General features: G+C 43.3%; 14 protein-coding genes, 2 pseudogenes and 2 riboswitches. Of the genes and pseudogenes, 8 read left to right on the top strand and 8 right to left on the bottom strand.

What is annotated here, in order from left to right; genetic code table 11:
• Positions 1-237 precede the first annotated feature (237 nt).
• Positions 238-315: riboswitch (glycine riboswitch) on the top strand.
• 2 nt (positions 316-317) lie between these two features.
• Positions 318-400, top strand: a riboswitch (glycine riboswitch).
• Positions 401-503: 103 nt separating this feature from the next.
• Positions 504-1862, top strand: coding sequence for an alanine/glycine:cation symporter family protein (locus BLO31_RS20615; protein WP_070971307.1), 1359 nt, complete (start codon positions 504-506; stop codon positions 1860-1862).
• 199 nt (positions 1863-2061) lie between these two features.
• Positions 2062-2922 (top strand): SMP-30/gluconolactonase/LRE family protein, encoded by an 861-nt coding sequence (locus BLO31_RS20610; protein WP_070971304.1) that lies wholly within the window; start codon positions 2062-2064, stop codon positions 2920-2922.
• 93 nt (positions 2923-3015) lie between these two features.
• Here the strand turns inward: BLO31_RS20610 and BLO31_RS20605 are convergent, their stop codons facing one another.
• Positions 3016-3657, bottom strand: a complete 642-nt coding sequence (locus BLO31_RS20605) for a LysE family translocator (RefSeq protein WP_070971301.1) — start codon at positions 3655-3657, stop codon at positions 3016-3018.
• Positions 3658-3801: 144 nt separating this feature from the next.
• Between BLO31_RS20605 and BLO31_RS20600 the strand changes: the two genes are divergently transcribed.
• Complete coding sequence (locus BLO31_RS20600; protein WP_070971298.1) at positions 3802-5283, top strand: carboxypeptidase M32; 1482 nt, start codon at positions 3802-3804, stop codon at positions 5281-5283.
• Positions 5284-5335: 52 nt separating this feature from the next.
• Here BLO31_RS20600 and BLO31_RS20595 read toward each other — a convergent pair whose 3' ends face one another.
• On the bottom strand, positions 5336-5665 hold the full coding sequence (locus BLO31_RS20595) for a type II toxin-antitoxin system RelE/ParE family toxin (RefSeq protein WP_070971296.1): 330 nt from the start codon (positions 5663-5665) through the stop codon (positions 5336-5338).
• A 3-nt stretch (positions 5666-5668) separates the two neighbouring features.
• A complete protein-coding gene (locus BLO31_RS20590; protein WP_070971293.1) occupies positions 5669-5944 on the bottom strand; it encodes a hypothetical protein in 276 nt (91 codons plus the stop codon).
• A 435-nt stretch (positions 5945-6379) separates the two neighbouring features.
• Here BLO31_RS20590 and dld point away from each other — a divergent pair, with 435 nt between their 5' ends.
• From dld to BLO31_RS20575, 3 genes are all read left to right on the top strand, one after another.
• Positions 6380-8089, top strand: coding sequence for a D-lactate dehydrogenase (gene dld, locus BLO31_RS20585; RefSeq protein WP_070971290.1), 1710 nt, complete (start codon positions 6380-6382; stop codon positions 8087-8089).
• Between the two features lie 274 nt (positions 8090-8363).
• Positions 8364-8816, top strand: a complete 453-nt coding sequence (gene azu, locus BLO31_RS20580) for an azurin (RefSeq protein WP_070971287.1) — start codon at positions 8364-8366, stop codon at positions 8814-8816.
• A gap of 148 nt (positions 8817-8964) precedes the next feature.
• On the top strand, positions 8965-9807 hold the full coding sequence (locus BLO31_RS20575) for a DMT family transporter (RefSeq protein WP_070971285.1): 843 nt from the start codon (positions 8965-8967) through the stop codon (positions 9805-9807).
• A 70-nt stretch (positions 9808-9877) separates the two neighbouring features.
• On the opposite strand, the gene BLO31_RS20570 is transcribed toward BLO31_RS20575, so the two are convergent.
• A complete protein-coding gene (locus BLO31_RS20570) occupies positions 9878-10780 on the bottom strand; it encodes a LysR substrate-binding domain-containing protein (RefSeq protein WP_070971280.1) in 903 nt (300 codons plus the stop codon).
• 102 nt (positions 10781-10882) lie between these two features.
• Here BLO31_RS20570 and BLO31_RS20565 point away from each other — a divergent pair.
• A pseudogene (locus BLO31_RS20565) lies at positions 10883-12219 on the top strand (6-phospho-beta-glucosidase).
• 10 nt (positions 12220-12229) lie between these two features.
• The gene (locus BLO31_RS20560; protein ID WP_070971278.1) at positions 12230-12991 is read left to right on the top strand and encodes a carbohydrate deacetylase; all 762 of its coding nucleotides are present in this window, start codon (positions 12230-12232) and stop codon (positions 12989-12991) included.
• 75 nt (positions 12992-13066) lie between these two features.
• Here the strand turns inward: BLO31_RS20560 and BLO31_RS20555 are convergent.
• From BLO31_RS20555 to BLO31_RS20540, 4 genes and pseudogenes are all read right to left on the bottom strand, one after another.
• Positions 13067-14829: pseudogene (locus tag BLO31_RS20555) on the bottom strand (sodium:solute symporter family transporter).
• Between the two features lie 315 nt (positions 14830-15144).
• Positions 15145-15765: a bifunctional 4-hydroxy-2-oxoglutarate aldolase/2-dehydro-3-deoxy-phosphogluconate aldolase gene (locus tag BLO31_RS20550; RefSeq protein ID WP_070971646.1), complete on the bottom strand. Its 621-nt coding sequence runs from the start codon at positions 15763-15765 to the stop codon at positions 15145-15147.
• Between the two features lie 14 nt (positions 15766-15779).
• Entirely contained in the window at positions 15780-16727 is a 948-nt protein-coding gene (gene kdgK, locus BLO31_RS20545; RefSeq protein WP_070971275.1) for a 2-dehydro-3-deoxygluconokinase, read from the bottom strand.
• Positions 16728-16758: 31 nt separating this feature from the next.
• A complete protein-coding gene (locus BLO31_RS20540) occupies positions 16759-17094 on the bottom strand; it encodes a cupin domain-containing protein (RefSeq protein WP_070971272.1) in 336 nt (111 codons plus the stop codon).
• Between the last annotated feature and the right edge of the window lie 78 nt (positions 17095-17172).

The following is a 17172-nucleotide window of genomic DNA, read 5'->3' as shown; positions in this document are numbered from 1 at the left end:
TTAACACAACAAATTAAGCAATTTGCTTGCCAGTACAAACTATTGTTAATAGCCACACCTCATAATTAACACGAGACGACAATTCTTAACATATATATCCAAGAAGATTCTAACTGGCGAATTTATGAGCTAAATAGCCAATAAATTACAGACTTATTATCTTGTTTTATGCATCATTTGTGATAGATTACGCAACTTGATCTTAGAGATCATAACGACATTTATGTCGTGTTCCGTTGAAGACTCACAGGAGAGTGGCATTTTAATGCCCGCCGAAGAATTAACTATTTCAGGCAAAAGGACTGTAGTTGGAGGAACCTCTGGAGAGAACCGTTAAATCGGTCGCCGAAGGAGCAAGCTTCATCAAGTGAAGTGAAACTCTCAGGCAAAAGGACAGAGGAGAGAAAAACTTAGTAATACCTTCACTTTGCTTAGGTACGCTCTTTGGGGCTACCTGTATTTCTCTCTTCTCCTTAGTAAGCTTTATTAATTAAGGGGAATTCATGGATAACCTACTTCCAATTCTAAAAACCATCGACAGTTTCGTTTGGGGACCACCACTACTTATTCTTTTGGTTGGAACCGGTATTTATTTTACTTTTAGACTGGGACTTCTTCAGTTTCGCTACTTACCTTATGCGCTCAAAATGGTGTTCGCTAAACCTGACAACAGCAAGCAAGGCGATATTTCTAGCTTCGCTGCTTTGTGTACCGCACTATCTGCAACCATAGGTACGGGTAACATTGTGGGTGTTGCGACTGCCATTAAACTTGGCGGTCCAGGCGCACTCTTTTGGATGTGGTTAGCTGCACTGTTTGGAATGGCAACAAAATACGCGGAGTGTTTACTTGCCGTTAAATACAGAAAAGTCGACGACAAAGGTCAAATGGTTGGCGGCCCGATGTACTACCTGCGCGATGGAGTTGGCTCAAAAGCTCTCGCTATTATGTTTGCCGTTTTTGCGTTAGGCGTCGCTTGTTTTGGTATTGGCACCTTTCCACAAGTTAACGCTATATTAGATGCAACCCAAATCTCCTTTGGGGTTGAACGCGAATACTCAGCCATTGTGCTCACCTTGTTAGTTGCGTTTGTTACACTGGGCGGCATTCAATCTATCGCTAAAGTTGCTGGCAAAGTCGTCCCGTTTATGGCGATCTTTTATGTGTTGGGTTGTTTGACCGTAATCATTTCCAACTCTGATCAGTTATTTTATGCCGTCGAACTCGTTTTAGTCTCTGCCTTCACTCAAACCGCAGCGACTGGTGGTTTCTTGGGTGCGAGTATTATGCTTGCGATCCAGTCTGGTATCGCTCGTGGTGTTTTCTCTAATGAGTCCGGTTTAGGTAGTGCACCAATGGCGGCGGCAGCGGCCAAAACCGATTCATGTGTGAAGCAAGGCTTGATCTCGATGACGGGTACCTTCTTCGACACCATCATTATTTGTACCATGACAGGTCTAGCATTAATCTTGACCGGAGCTTGGCAAAGTGAGTTTGCTGGCGCAGCCATGACAACACACGCTTTTGCTGTTGGCCTTAGTGCTGACACTTTGGGTCCATTACTGGTCTCAGTTGGTCTTATCTTTTTTGCTTTTACGACTATCCTTGGTTGGAACTATTACGGTGAGCGATGCATTGTCTTCCTTATGGGAACAAAAGCTGTATTACCTTATAAGATAGTTTTCCTCGTGCTTGTAGCATCCGGCGCCTTCCTCAAGCTCGATATGATTTGGGTTATTGCTGATATCGTAAACGGACTAATGGCAGTGCCAAACTTAATAGGCCTTATAGCGCTTCGACAAGTAGTTATAGAGGAGACAAAAAACTACTTCTATACCGCTACAAGAGCTGTTCAAGCCTAAAACACCTAGCCCATCCTAAGGATGGGCTTTTTTAATTGCTCAACGCCATCAAAATCATTTCGACTTAAGTAAGTTATTAGTAATCCGATTTTTAGGACCATGGAATCAGATTACGCCCTTCTACTTATCAACTATTCATTGCTAGTTATTGGAGAATAATTTACCGTATTACAATTATTTAGCAGATTGTAGAAAACCGATGACCAACAGTAAAAATATTGCTTTTGAACCACTTGTCGAACTTAACTTTGACTTAGCTGAGTGCCCTCGTTGGGACTGGCGTGGCCAGTTTTGGATGTGGGTAAACATTTGTGAGGGTGAACTTTGGCGAATGCAAGGAGACAATGCCGAATGCATCGAACTCGGAGAACCAATTGGGTGCTTCGCCCTCCACGGGAAAAGTGGCTACATCTTAGGGCTAAAATCAGGAATCTATCATTTAGAGAGTTGGGAAAGCTTTCCAACGCTCGTTTCTCCTCTAATATCTGAGTTTCCACGCATGCGCCACAACGATGGGCGAGTCGCCCCAGGAGGAAGGTTTATCGTTGGCACTCGCAATGGCGCAAAAGAGGGAGATAAAGGCCAGTTCTATCAACTACACGATGATGGTTCAACCGATTCACTACCCTTTTACGCATGGACCTGTAACGGTCTTGCTTTTTCCAACGATGGACAATGGCTTTACTGGGCAGACACAGGCTCAAGTAAAATCTACAAACACAGTTATGATTCAATTTCCGGTGTTTGTGGACCACAGCAACTGTTTTGTGATTTAGAAGGCTTTGAAGGCCGTCCTGATGGCGCAAGTATCGACGCGGAAGGCAACTATTGGGTCGCCATGTACGCTGGCCGTTCAATCATAAAAATCTCCCCAGATGGCGAAGTACTCAACCTTATCCCTGTAGAAGTGGAAAATCCGACAATGGTTGGCTTTGGAGGAAAAGGGCTTACTGACTTAGTACTAACCTCTGCTAAAAGCGAAGATTCCAAGGGCAAAGTGCTTATTGCTAAACACGTGGTAAGAGCTTACAAAGAGCCGCTTTCCACTTATAAAGTGTAAAGCTGTAAAAGGTGGCTCTTTTAGAGCCACTTAACTGACAAAAATCGGTTCACCAACATCAATATAAGACCCTGAATAGTGCAAGTACGTATTTCAATTTGTCGGTGCATCTTCTAACAAGAGCTTTCCACCTAGTAAGATGAGTACCGCTCCCGTTGTTCCTTCCATCCAATTCATAAAACGACTACTCTGCAAAAGTGATTTGGCTTTGTTGAGTGCGCCAGCCAAACCACATTGCCATATCATTGCTATAACAAAGTGAATTGCAGCCATTAGCATCGATTGGGCCAAAGGCGAATATTCTGGGTTGATAAACTGAGGTAAAAAAGCCAAATAAAAAACTGCTGTTTTGGGGTTTAAAACGTTAGAAAGGAAACCTTCCTTTAGCGAGCGTTTTGCGCTAACTGTATTCACTTTGGCAGAATCGATAGCCAACACACCACCGCCTAGTAAAACGCCCTTTAGACTCGTTATCCCCAACCAGATCAAATATACTGCACCTACTGTTTTCATCATTGTAAAGAGTTCTGCGGATTGAGATAGAACTGCCGAGATGCCAAATGCAGAAAACAAGGCGTGGACAAAAAGACCAAAACAGATCCCCAAGCTGGTAATCGCACCGTCGTTCATCCCCCCGCGTGAGGTATTGCGAATAACGAGTGCCGTATCAAGCCCCGGTGTGAGTGTAAGTATTGTAATGGCGATAATAAACGCCTGAAAATTGTCTATCCACATGTCTAAACTGCTGTAACTCTTTGTTTGGTTTATTGATTTAAACTACCTGTTTTGCTGTAAAACACCAAGGAAAAACAGATGAGTAAACCATTTTACCCTGCTACACTGCCCTTTTCATACTATTAACGTCAAGGGTGGCACAATATGAGCGCCTTCAAAAAACTCGTAGAACATTCTCAAACCATCGACCGTTTCAATCACCTAGCCGCCATATGTGGCTGGGACCAAGCTGCAATGATGCCAGCCGGAGGCAATCAGGCTCGCTCTGAAGCCATGGCACAACTTTCGGTTCACATACATGCACTTCAGACTCAGCCACAACTAGCAGACTGGTTTAGTGACGCTGAAACAGAATCCCTAACACAAGAACAAACCGCGTCACTAAGAGAACTAAAACGACAATGGCAACAAGCAAATGTGCTGCCCGAAGATCTGGTTCAGGCGAAATCGTTGGCTGGTTCAAAATGCGAGCACGCATGGCGAACACAACGAGGTGAAAACGACTGGAAAGGCTTTGAAAAGAATTGGGCCGAGGTTGTAAAGCTTTCACAAGAAGAAGCGCAAATTCGCGCCAACGCCACGGGCTTAACACCTTATGATGCCATGCTAGACATCTACGAGCCGGGGACAAATTCCGCCTCTCTAGACACCTTGTTTAACGATGTAAAAACTTGGTTGCCGAATTTAATCAACCAAGCTATTGATAAGCAGAACAGCGAAACCTTTGTTGAACCCAGCGGAACGTTTTCCCCAGCTAAGCAAAAAGAGCTAGGACTAGAAGTGATGAAACTATTGCAGTTCGACTTCAATCACGGCCGTTTAGACGAAAGCGTTCATCCGTTTTGTGGAGGGGTTCCTCAGGACATCCGTCTAACCACAAGGTATGAAGAGAGTGAGTTTGTACAATCACTTATGGGGATCGTGCACGAAACAGGACACGGTCGTTATGAACAAGGCTTGCCAAAACACCTAGCTGGCACACCGGCAGGTCATGCTCGCTCTATGGGTATCCACGAATCACAGTCGCTATTTTTTGAGATGCAGGTTGGCCGTAGTGACGAGTTTATCTCACACCTTGCTAGACTCTCAGGTAAACATTTTACCGATAGCAACCCCGCTATTTTTGAAACGAGTAATTTTCAGAAGTTGTACACAAGAGTTAAAAAAGACTTTATTCGCGTTGATGCCGACGAGCTCACCTACCCTGCACACGTTATATTGCGCTACGAAATCGAGCGCGATTTGATCAACGGTAATATCAGGCACACCGACGTACCCGAGTTATGGGACAACAAGATGCAAGCCTATCTCGGGTTATCGACAAAAGGTAACTACACCAATGGCTGTATGCAGGACATCCACTGGACGGACGGCGCTTTTGGCTACTTCCCAAGCTATACGCTAGGAGCCATGTACGCAGCTCAATTTATGGCGGCTATGAAAAAGACTGTTGACGTAGAATCAGCGATTCGCAGCCAAGACCTTACACCAATATTTACTTGGCTATCTGACCATATCTGGAGTAAAGGAAGTTTGCTCACTACCGATGAATTGGTAAAGCAAGCGACTGGAGAAACGCTCAATGCTTCTTTCTTTAAAGATCATTTGAGAAGTCGTTACCTTTAACAACCTCTTGAGAGGACGGTCTGATAGACTGTTCTCTCACTAACTAATAACTCTAGTTAAGATCCTTGATGATCTGGTGCCGATATAAAGTGCTAATCAGATCTTGCTTAGTATGCAAGATAAGCATCACATAAGCTCTATCATCGACGATCTCATATAAACATCGATATGAACTATCTAACCTTTCTCGAAACTTGATGCCAAAATCTAACAGTGTTGCGTTAAATCTGTAACGTTCAGGGTTCTTAGAGATAGCATCATAATTGCGATTGATTAAACCGTCGGTAAATGCTGCCACTTGTTCTTCGGAATGATTTTCAACGGCAATAGATTCAATTTCCAATAAACAGTTAACCGCCATTTCCGTAAAGACAATTTCCAAGCGTTAGCTCCTTGCCACACGGAGGCGTTCTAACACCTGCTCTTTTGTATGAACACGATCAGCCGCAACATCTTCTTTTGCCATCATTGCCAATTTTAATAACGCATTTGCTTGTCGATCAGCTTGTATAGCTCTTTCTTCTTGCTCTCTTTCTTCCGCTGTTTGAATGTACAACTGAGCCGTGCCATTTTTAGTTATAACACACCCGCCCTTAAATTCATCAGGGCTACCAAGGCAGTCTTTTGCTGCACGTTGAGACATAGTACGCGTCTTATCCATAGTGACCTCACAGAAGTTATACAGAAATTTTATTCCATGCTTATATTGAGGTCAAATTAGGTCTCAATTTAACCTCACACTACACTTATCACCGTCCACCAGCCAGTGGCGCTTTAGACTGGCCCCCGGTCACACACAAACTAACCTTAATCCACTGTAAGCGTGAACACGATCACTCAAGAACAACATTAACTTTACACTCCAAATCCATTAATTACGTCATTTTTGGAATAAGTGATTTTAATTTAGTCCAAATAACACAAAATCAAAAGAAGCTAACCAACTGTAAATAAAGAACTTTATATATTAACCCTCCTCACCAATACTATTAAAGTTTGCGACTACGTATTTTTGCCTATAGCCCCTCACACACTTCAGCCGTAAAATAAACACAACTCTACATTAACAACATAATTACAATAGGCATCCGCACTTATGACTGCACAGGCTTTAATTAATCGCTTTATCGAGATCGTTGGACGAGAACATGTGTTGACTCAGGAAAAGGAGACCGAATACTACCGTTCAGGCTTTCGTTCCGGTAAGGGTCAAGCACTCGCGGTATTGTTCCCTGCCACTCTTGTCGAGCAATGGCGATTACTAGAAGCTGCTGTAGAAGCAAACTGTATTGTCATTATGCAAGCCGCGAAAACGGGCCTGACGGAGGGTTCCGCGCCAAGTGGTAATGATTACGACCGAGAGGTCGTTGTCATCAATATCATGCGTATTAACACTCTGCACCTGATTGAGAACGGCGAACAAATTATTAGTCTACCCGGTGTTAGCCTGCATCAGGTCGGCAAAAAACTCGATTCTGTTAATCGAGCGCCACACTCTGTTATAGGCTCTTCTTCAATCGGTGCAACCGTAGTTGGCGGAATCGCCAACAATTCCGGTGGTGCATTAGTCAAACGCGGCCCAGCCTACACTGAATTGGCCCTATTTGGACAAGTCACCAAAGAAGGAAAACTAGTACTCGTCAACCACCTAGGTATTGATGGATTGGGCGACACTCCCGAAGAAATTTTAAAAAACGTAGAACAAGGTAACTTTGATCCGAGCAAAGTCATTCACAGCGATGCGATGGCTTCTGACCGCGAATACGACGAGAGAGTTCGCGATGTCGATGCAGATACACCATCGCGTTTCAATGCCGATTCACGCCGATTGTTTGAGGCCAGTGGTTGCGCAGGAAAACTAGCGGTATTTGCAGTACGTGTTGACACCTACCCTGTACCCGAGAAGGAGCAGCTGTTTTATATTGGTTGTAATTCCCAAGAGCAGTTGACTAAGCTTCGTCGCGATATGCTCCAAAGGTTCGAAAACCTGCCTGAAATGGGCGAATATATGCATCGCGATATTTTCAATTTGGCGGAGACCTATGGAAAAGATGTCTTTTTGTCAATTAACCACCTTGGCACAGACAAACTACCAAAGTTCTTCGCTTTTAAAGCAAAAGTTGAAACGATTTTAAAACGCGTTCCTTTTGTTTCAAAAGATCTTCCCGATATCATGTTGTATTGGTTCAGCAAACTATTCCCACAACACTTACCTAAGCGCATGCTTGAGTATAGAGATAGATTTGAACATCACCTCATTCTCAAAATGAGCAATGGTGGCATTGAGGAAGCGAAACAATACCTTGCTGAGGATTGGTCTTTGCAACACGACTGTGACTATTTTGAATGCACACCCGACGAGGGCAAAAAGGCGCTACTTCACCGCTTCGCAGCTGCTGGTGCAGCGATCCGTTATGAAACCATTCACAACAAAGAAGTTGAAGATATTTTAGCCCTGGATATCGCCCTTCGTCGAAATGATATCGACTGGGTAGAACAACTGCCTGAAGAAATCACCAAAGATATGGTGATGGCACTCTATTATGGTCACTTTATGTGTCACGTATTCCACCAAGACTATATTTTCAAGAAGGGTGCAGACACCAAAAAGATCAAAAAGAAAATGCTGGAACTACTTACTCAAAAAGGCGCCAAATACCCTGCAGAGCACAATGTCGGTCATTTGTACGAAGCAGAAAAGCAGTTACAGGCTTTCTACCACTCACTTGACCCAACAAATACCTTTAACCCGGGTATCGGAAAAATGAGCAAATACAAAAGAAATTGCAGTTGCTGCGGTTCTTAAAAAGTTAATGACATTTGTTTTTGCAAATGCTGTCTGCCCCCTTAAATGGGGGCTTTTTTTATTCGTCCTCAAAAAGCGCTTCTAACATTGGCTTAGGGTTATTGAGAAAAGCCTTAGTCACTTCGTCATGCATTACAATCTTAAATGCTGTAAATAATGAAATTATCAAGATAATATTTGCTTTCGATAACAAATTTAGCAATCAAATTTGCATACAAAAGACAAGGTTATTAATCTTCTTGCGACTTATTATCATTAACAAACAGGTCATATTATGATTAAACGCATTTCTACACTTTTCAGCCTCGCTCTTTTTGCATCATTTTCTTCACACGCCGCGCCAGAATGTAGTGTTTCTGTCGACGCAGGGGACATGATGAAGTTTTCTGAACAGACACTAAGCGTACCAGCTTCGTGTGGTGAAGTGACCGTCACTCTAAACCACACTGGTAAGCTTGCCGCTAAATCAATGGGCCACAACATCGTCTTCGCTGACACTGCAAACGTAGCAGCAGTTGCGACTGAAGGTATGGCTGCTGGATTTGATGCAAGCTACGTCAAACCGGGCGACGAGCGCGTATACGGCTTTAGTAAAGTAATCGGTGGTGGTGAATCAACGACATTTACCTTCTCTACAGAAAAAATGAGTGCTGGCGGTGACTACACCTTCTTCTGCTCTTTCCCTGGCCATTGGGCGATTATGAAAGGCAAATTTGAAATCAAATAAGCTCTACTAATTTTCAAAGGCCGCTTAACTGCGGCCTTTTTGATCTGATACGCTTTTGGCTTTGTGATAGACTCGCCGTAATTCCTCTTCTATAGCTGTTTTTTATGTCCACAAAGATTGATGAGATGTTCCTCTAGGGGTTCGTTTTATGCTGTTGTCAGCACTCGGTTTTGCTCTAATGTCAGCCAGTGTTAAGTACGTTAGCATTTATGGTATTCCTGTATTCGAGATAGTAGCTGCAAGAGCGATTGTTTCTCTGGCGATCAGCTACGCTGACATAAAACGCAAAAAGATCTCAGTGTGGGGAAACAACAAACCGCTGCTGGCCTTAAGAGGGGTTTTAGGTACGATCGGTTTGATGTGCGTCTACTACTCCGTTACGACTCTGCCACTAGCCGAAGCGACAATATTGCAGTATGTACATCCTGTATTTACCGCGCTTTTGGGCCTGCTTTTTCTAAAGGAGCGAATTCAGCTCTCCACACTCGTCTGTATCATCTTGAGTTTGCTTGGACTTTTTGCAATGGTTCACCCGAGTATTGCAACTGATGCGATCAACTCATTGCCAATGTTTAGTGTAGGTATTGCGCTAGCAGGTGCACTGTTTAGCTCCCTTGCATACGTGGTGGTAAGAAAGCTCAGTCAAACAGAAGACAGCTCCGTCATCATATTCTACTTCCCACTTATTGCCACTCCTGTATCCGTCTTCTTAATGAAAGACAGTTTCGTTATGCCCGATTTTTCATTGGCCATAACACTGGTTTTTGTCGGTATATTTACTCAAGTTGGCCAGTATGGCCTAACCAAAGCAATGCAAACACAGGCGGCGGGTAAGGCCTCTGCGTACTCTTATGTACAGATCTTGTTTTCTGCCTTACTGGGTGTAATTGTGTTTAATGAAGTCCCTTCCCTATGGACGTATATCGGTGGTAGCCTTATTGTTGCAGGTGCGCTATTTAACGTATTCGGCCATAGGCTCAAGCGCGGATAACCAAACTAGGCTCTTGGTCATCAATGACTTAGAGCCTTAAAAATAGTTACGCCGTCACTATTGGCGCATTCTATAATCCCTTATCGCGTTCAATTTCTTCCTCTACCCAGCGTGAAAACGCTTGATACTTCATCCGATTTTCCATTCCTCTGGGACAAACCAGATCGTAACCTTTACCAGAATCAATTTGCTCAAATGGTGCGACCAATTCACCACTATCAATAACCGGTTTAAGAAATTCCATCCTTCCTAAAGCCACTCCCATTGACTCACTTGCCGCCATCAAAGCCAGTTGGTTATCGCTGTAAAAATCACACCGAGTTAAACAATCGATCGAAACGCCACTACTTTTCACCCACTGCTCCCATGCCGCCATAGATCCACTGTGAATAAAGTTCGCATTGGCAAGGTTTTGAACGCCCTTTTCGAAGTCCATTTTCTTAGCATACTCAGGTGTACATACGGGGGTTCGGATCCCTTTCATTAACCTTTCACTATGGTGGTTTGGATACTTACCATCGCTGTAAAAGATAGCAACGTCATAAGGATCAAATTGAAATTCACTTTGATTCTGTTTGGTGTGCAGTTTTACACTAAGATTTGGGTATCGACTTCTAAATCTAGCCAACCGCGGCATTAGCCACATAGAAGCAAAAAACGGCGAAGTAGCGATGTATAACTCACCGGATAACCCACCCGTTTGAATATCTTCCAACTCCATGAAAATTGAGTCAAACGAAGTGTTTAGCATGGCTAAAATACGTGAACCTTCAGGGGTTAATTCTAACTTCCGTGTTTTTCGCACAAACAAGTTAAACCTGAGTGCGTGTTCAAGCTTCTTAATTCGATGGCTTACCCCGCCCTGAGTTAGGTGCAACTCATCTGCGGCTAATGTAAAGCTCAAGTACTTCGCCGCAACACTAAAAGTGTGTAATAGAGAAAGCAATTGCTGATGTTTTGAAGCAGACCCCATAAATTACTCCAGCTAATGTATAAAAGCATATTATTGGTTTGTGTAGCGTCATTCCTTTAATTTAAATTAATCAGTGTAATCTTTCAATCAAAGGCATATGGCATGGCGTTACAAAACAAAACACTTAAAGTCACAGTGATCGGAAGCGGTTCTAGTTACACACCAGAACTGATCGAGGGCCTGTTAAATCGACAACACGAATTCCCTATTTCCCAGCTCTGGTTAGTGGATATACCAGAAGGTATGGAAAAAGCAGAAATCATAGCTGACCTTACTCGCCGTATGATTGCCAAGCAGGTGCCGATATTAATGTCCACTTGACTACCGATCGTAGGCTCGCGTTAAAAGACGCGGATTTTGTCTGCTCCCAGTTTAGAGCTGGACGTATTGAAGCGCGATTGAGAGACGAAAAAATCGCAATGAAGTACGGGATGATAGGCCAAGAAACCAATGGACTAGGCGGTTTTTCAAACGCTTGCAGAACCATACCTATCGCTTTGCAAATTGCTTCAGAAATGGAACAACTTTGTCCAGATGCATGGTTGCTAAACTTTACCAATCCATCAGGCATGGTCACGGAAGCATTATTAAAACACTCCAAAATCAAAACTGTCGGTTTGTGTAATATTCCAGTTAATATGGAACGTGGTGCCGCAGAAGTTTTAGGAGTCGAGAAAAACGAAATCACAATGCAAATCGCAGGTTTAAACCACTTGGTGTGGGCGCGAAAAGTTTTACACGACAACAAAGACAAGTTACCAGAACTCGTAGAAGCGTTGGCTGAGGGCAATGATTTTATGACACCAAAAAACATCCCTCCTTTCCAGTGGGATGGTGACTTAATTAGAAGCTTAGGTATGTTGCCTTGTGCTTATCTGCGTTATTACTATCAATCACGTGATATGTTCGATGAAGAGATCGCCGCGGCCAAAGAAAACAACCATCGCGCAGAGCAAGTCGCCAAAGTAGAGGCCGAGTTATTAGAGGTGTACAAGGATCCAGAACTCAACGTCAAGCCCAAGCAATTGGAGCTTCGAGGAGGCGCATACTACTCTGAAGCCGCATGTGAACTGATGAGCAGTATATACAACAACAAACGTTCAATTATGCATGTAAACACGCGTAATAATGGCGCAATTAAAGGGCTACCTGACGACTGCGCTGTAGAGGTAAGCTCGGTAATTACCAGCAGTGCAATCCTTCCGTTAAACGTTGAACCATTTGAGCCAGATACCCTTCGCTTGATTCAACTTATGAAAGAGTTTGAGTCATTAACGGTGCACGCCGCAATTACCGGTGATATCCAAGCGGCCAAACGCGCTTTGATACTCAACCCGATTGTCGATACCGGAAAGCACCTTAACGAAGCTCTAATTGAAACCGTGCGCGAGAACCTAGATTTTATGCCAGCATTCTCGCACATACTCAATCAACAGTGAGACGAGTAGAATGAAGTTAATTTTAAACGCAGATGACTTTGGATTAACCGAAGCTGCAAACTTCGGTATTATTGACTGCATGCGCGCCGGCACGGTTAAATCAACCACCATAATGATGAACCAGCCGGGCACTAAACACGCCGTTGAACTTTATCATCAAGGTTTAGTACCAGAAGTCGGATTACACTTTACCGTGACATCAGGAAAACCACTATCCGACTCGGCAGACGTTTCCAGCTTAGTAGACGACAAAGGATACTTCTTTGACAAAGATGTATTGTTTAACAGAGACGATGTTTATATTGAGCATGTAGAGAAAGAGTTTTACGCTCAATACAATGCAGCCATCGAAGCAGGGATTGATATAACACACCTAGATAGCCATCATTTCGCGGGGGTTTATCGCCCTCTTAAACAGGCTTTTATCAATGTCTCCAATGAGTTAGGACTGCCGGTTCGTCGTGTTGACAACATACTACCTGGTCAAACCAGACTGTGTGTAAAAACGCCAGATATCTTTGAGGAAGGTTTCTTTGCTAAAGGGGCTAATATTGAACACTTGAAGGCCCTTCTCTTGTCATACAAAGAGACTCACCCAAACAGCACTATTGAGTTTATGTGTCATCCCGCCAACGAGAATACGGAAGGACTAAAGCAACTCTCTAGTTACAATGCCAAACGCGTGGAAGAGTGGCAGATACTTACCAGTCCAAGTTTTATTGATTGGCTACAAACCCACGACATTGAATGTGTCGGTTTTAAGTCTCTGTAAACAGCAATTATCCCGTTCAATACTCAAATCAACGAACAAACCGCTGATCGCTCAGCGGTTTTTATATAAACGATTTTACAAACTCTGTTTGGCCAATTTCGATTGTGAACCTTTAGAGGCGTTGACGAGTAAAATACCGACACTTAACACAATAGAACCGCATAGTAAGAACAATAACCTGCCCGTTGGCTCATTCGGAATAAGAGCCATCGCCAAAATACCAAACCCTGCAGTGCTAATGAGTTTACCAAGCATTGAGCGCTGTTTGGTATCGAGATTTTTCTGCTCCTCCCCTTCGGCTACGATAGGAGTGTTCCAGTTTTTAAATAGTTGATCCACTTCCTTTTCACGCTCAGGCGTTAGACCCCTATAGAAACGCGTTGAAAGTAAGAAGAAACCGCCAGTGAATACCACATGGGCCGCCAAGCTAAGCCCTACTTTCAAGTCAGCCCACTCTCGGCCCGTGAGAGCTTGGTCAAGGCCGAATAGACCTTCGACGTGATGGGCTTTTAGCGTAATACCAAAAATGTATGACACGACACCACCAACGGCTAAAGTACCCCAACCCGCCCAATCTGGTGTTTTTCGGATCCACATACCAAGCAGAACAGGGATCAGCATTGGGAAACCAATCAACGCGCCTACATTAAGTACGATGTCGAACAGGCTTAAATGACGTAGGGAGTTAATAAACAAACCTATAGCGATAATGATCAATCCCATCATAATCGTAGTTAGCTTACTAACTATAACCAATTCACGTTGAGCTGCATTCGGACGTAACACTGGAGTATAGAAGTTACATACAAAGATACCAGCATTGCGATTTAGGCCAGAATCCATAGACGACATTGTTGCAGCAAACATGGCTGACATTAATAGTCCTACCATACCCGCTGGCATAACGTTTTGAACGAAGGCTAGGTACGCAGCATCTCCTGCTTTATCGCCCATCGATGCGTATTGCAGCGCAAACTCAGGCATAAATGCACTTACATACCAAGGCGGCAAGAACCAGATTAGTGGGCCAACTACCATTAGCACGCATGCCAGTCCTGCGGCTTTACGGGCGTTTTCACTATCTTTTGCACACAAGTAGCGGTAGGCGTTAATACTATTGTTCATAACGCCAAACTGCTTAACAAAAATAAACACTACCCAAAGAACGAAAATGCTAACGTAGTTCAGGTTGTTACCTAGCATAAAATCGCCGTGGAAGTTTTCCACAATATTACCTAAACCACCACCGTGGAAGTAAGCCGCGATGGCACAAGTGATCGTCACAGCCATTATGACCAACATCTGCATAAAATCTGAGGCAACGACAGCCCATGAGCCACCCGTTACCGCCATAAGCATTAACACAAGGCCAGTAACGATAATCGTCGCTTCCATAGGTATATTGAACACGGCAGCAACAAAAATCGCTAAACCATTCAACCAGATTCCCGCAGAAATGAGGCTGTCAGGCATGCCTGCCCAGGTAAATACCTGTCTGAGGATTTTCCAAATCGCTGGCGAATCGCTTCAATTGCCGTCACTACACGTAACTGACGAAACTTAGGTGCAAAGTATAAATAGTTAAGAAAGTAGCCAAATGCATTGGCCAAGAATAGGATAACAACGACAAAACCATCGTTGAATGCGCGTCCTGCAGCCCCAGTAAACGTCCATGCTGAAAATTGCGTCATGAAGGCGGTAGCACCTACCATCCACCACAACATCTTGCCGCCCCCTCGGAAGTAGTCACTGGTAGATGTCGTAAATTTTCGGAACATCCAACCGATTGCTACTAAGAAGAAAAAGTAGGCAAGAACAACAAGAGTATCAATAGTCATTTTTTCAGCCTTATCAGTGTGATCATCTATGACTCCTAGATTACTCTTTATTAGTTTTTATTTGTACTACAATATGCATTATGTGTGATCTAAAACATACCTACATTTAGGTTAAAGAAAGTGCTTATACAGCAAAAGCCCCCTAAAATTAACGCCAAAGTATACAAGCAAGAATGAATCTTGTTTTTCACGGCATTTATTTGTATTACATAAAAGTTAGTTGATTAACGATTTAATGACTAATTTTTAGTCTTATAAACCTAATATACAAAAAAACGAGCCGCAATGGCTCGTTTTCATTATTTGCAAAATAACTTACAGACTGCTAACAGCCTCTTTAACTAAGGCACCCAGTTCGTCCCATTTTCCTTCGTCAATTAACCCTGTTGGAACCATCCAAGTGCCACCACAAGCCAATACAGATGGAATTGACAGGTAAGAATCAACATTTGCGAGGCTAACTCCTCCCGTCGGCATAAAACTCACCGGATAAACGGCAGTTAACGCTTTTAACATTCCTACCCCACCAGATGGCTCAGCAGGAAAGAATTTCAACGTTGTAAGGCCCATTTCCATTGCCTGTTCAACAAGGCTAGGATTATTTACGCCTGGAACAATTGGAACGTTCTTATCTAAACAGTATTGAACGGTACGTGGATTGAAGCCGGGACTAACAATAAAATCCACCCCTGCCTCTACCGCTTGATCAACTTGTTCATTCGTTAAAATGGTTCCTGCCCCAATCAGCATATCGGGAAATTCTTCTCTCATTAATCGTATTGCTTCTGCCGCACAGGAGGTCCTAAAGGTAATTTCAGCACAGGGCATACCATTATCAACCAGAGTTTTTCCAAGTGGGATCGCGTCCTCTGCTCTGTTAATGGCAATGACTGGGATTATTTTAAGTTGTGAAAGTTGCTGGTCGAGTGTCGTCATCATAATTCTCACTGTTAAACACAAACGGTTGATAATTCGAGTTGTGGCATATTTTCTCGGGGAATAATTGCCCCTTGGTGTTGGATTACATTTCCCGCCATTTGGTGACCAAATGCCGCCGACTCGTTGGGTTCACCTCCTGCTAACCGGTTTGCAAGGTAGCCAGAACTGAATGAGTCACCAGCAGCAGTGGTATCAATAATACAATCAATTTTTTGGGGCTTGATAAACGACGCTTGCTCATTGCTCACCACTAAGCAATCTTCGCCACCGCGTTTAATGATGATCTCTCTAACCCCAGCATCACTTGTTCTGGAAATACATTCTTCTAAAACCCTATCTCCAAAGAGTTCTTGTTCGTCTTCAAAAGTGAGTAGTGCAATATCAGTCAACTTCAAAATTTGCTTGTAGTAGGTTTGAGCTGTCTCTTTACTACTCCATAGCTTTGCTCGGAAGTTGTTATCAAAATAAACCTTTCCGCCCTTACGTTTGAACTGTGCAAGGAAATCAAATAGAACTTTTCTTCCCTTGTCAGTAAGAATCGCCAAGGTAATTCCGCTGAGGTAGACAGCATCGTAATTCTGTAAGCGTTCAAGCACTGTTTTTGTTTCAATTTGCTCAAACATAAACTTAGCCGCCGAGTCATTTCTCCAATAGAAAAAACGACGTTCACCCTTTGCGTCGGTCTCGATATGATAGATGCCTGGTTGCTTATCCTCTAAAGTTACAACCAAGCTAGTATCAATGCCTTCACTCTGCCATGCTGATAACATTTGCTCACTAAATGGGTCCTTACCCAGTGCTGTTACGTAGCTAACCACCATCCCTGTTGGCTCAGTTAAACGCGTTAGGTAGAGTGCAGTGTTTAGCGTATCGCCCCCAAAAGATTGAGAAATAACACCGTTTACTTTTTGCAGTTCCACCATACATTCGCCAATTACAGCAATTTTTTGATTTTTCATAAAGCTACCTTAGCAACTCAAGTTGCACCCCTTATTTTAGAAAGTCTTCTCTCGCTGGGTTAAAGATGTCTAAAAGCACACTATTGTCCTCTAAAGCAATTGCACCGTGCATTAAGTGCTTACGCGCAATAAAGGCATCGCCTTGTTTTAGTATCTGCTTATTACCATCAACTTCTGCTTCGAAACTGCCACTGACCACATAACCAATCTGATCGTGTATCTCATGTGTATGTGCAGTACCCACTGCCCCTTTGTCAAAACAGACATGGACCGCCATTAGGTCATCGGTATAGCCAACAATCTTGCGCTTGATTCCTCCCCCTAGTTCTTCCCATTCGTGCTCTTGAGTTTTAAAAAACAGATTCATAATGTTCTCCACCCGTCGTTTATCTCTGTGTGAATAAATCATACATATAAGAACCTAATTGTCATACAATATATCAAC

It is taken from the genome of Vibrio sonorensis, from assembly GCF_001854765.1.
Classification (GTDB): Bacteria; Pseudomonadota; Gammaproteobacteria; order Enterobacterales; family Vibrionaceae; genus Vibrio; species Vibrio sonorensis.
This window is presented reverse-complemented; position numbering and strand designations above follow the sequence as displayed.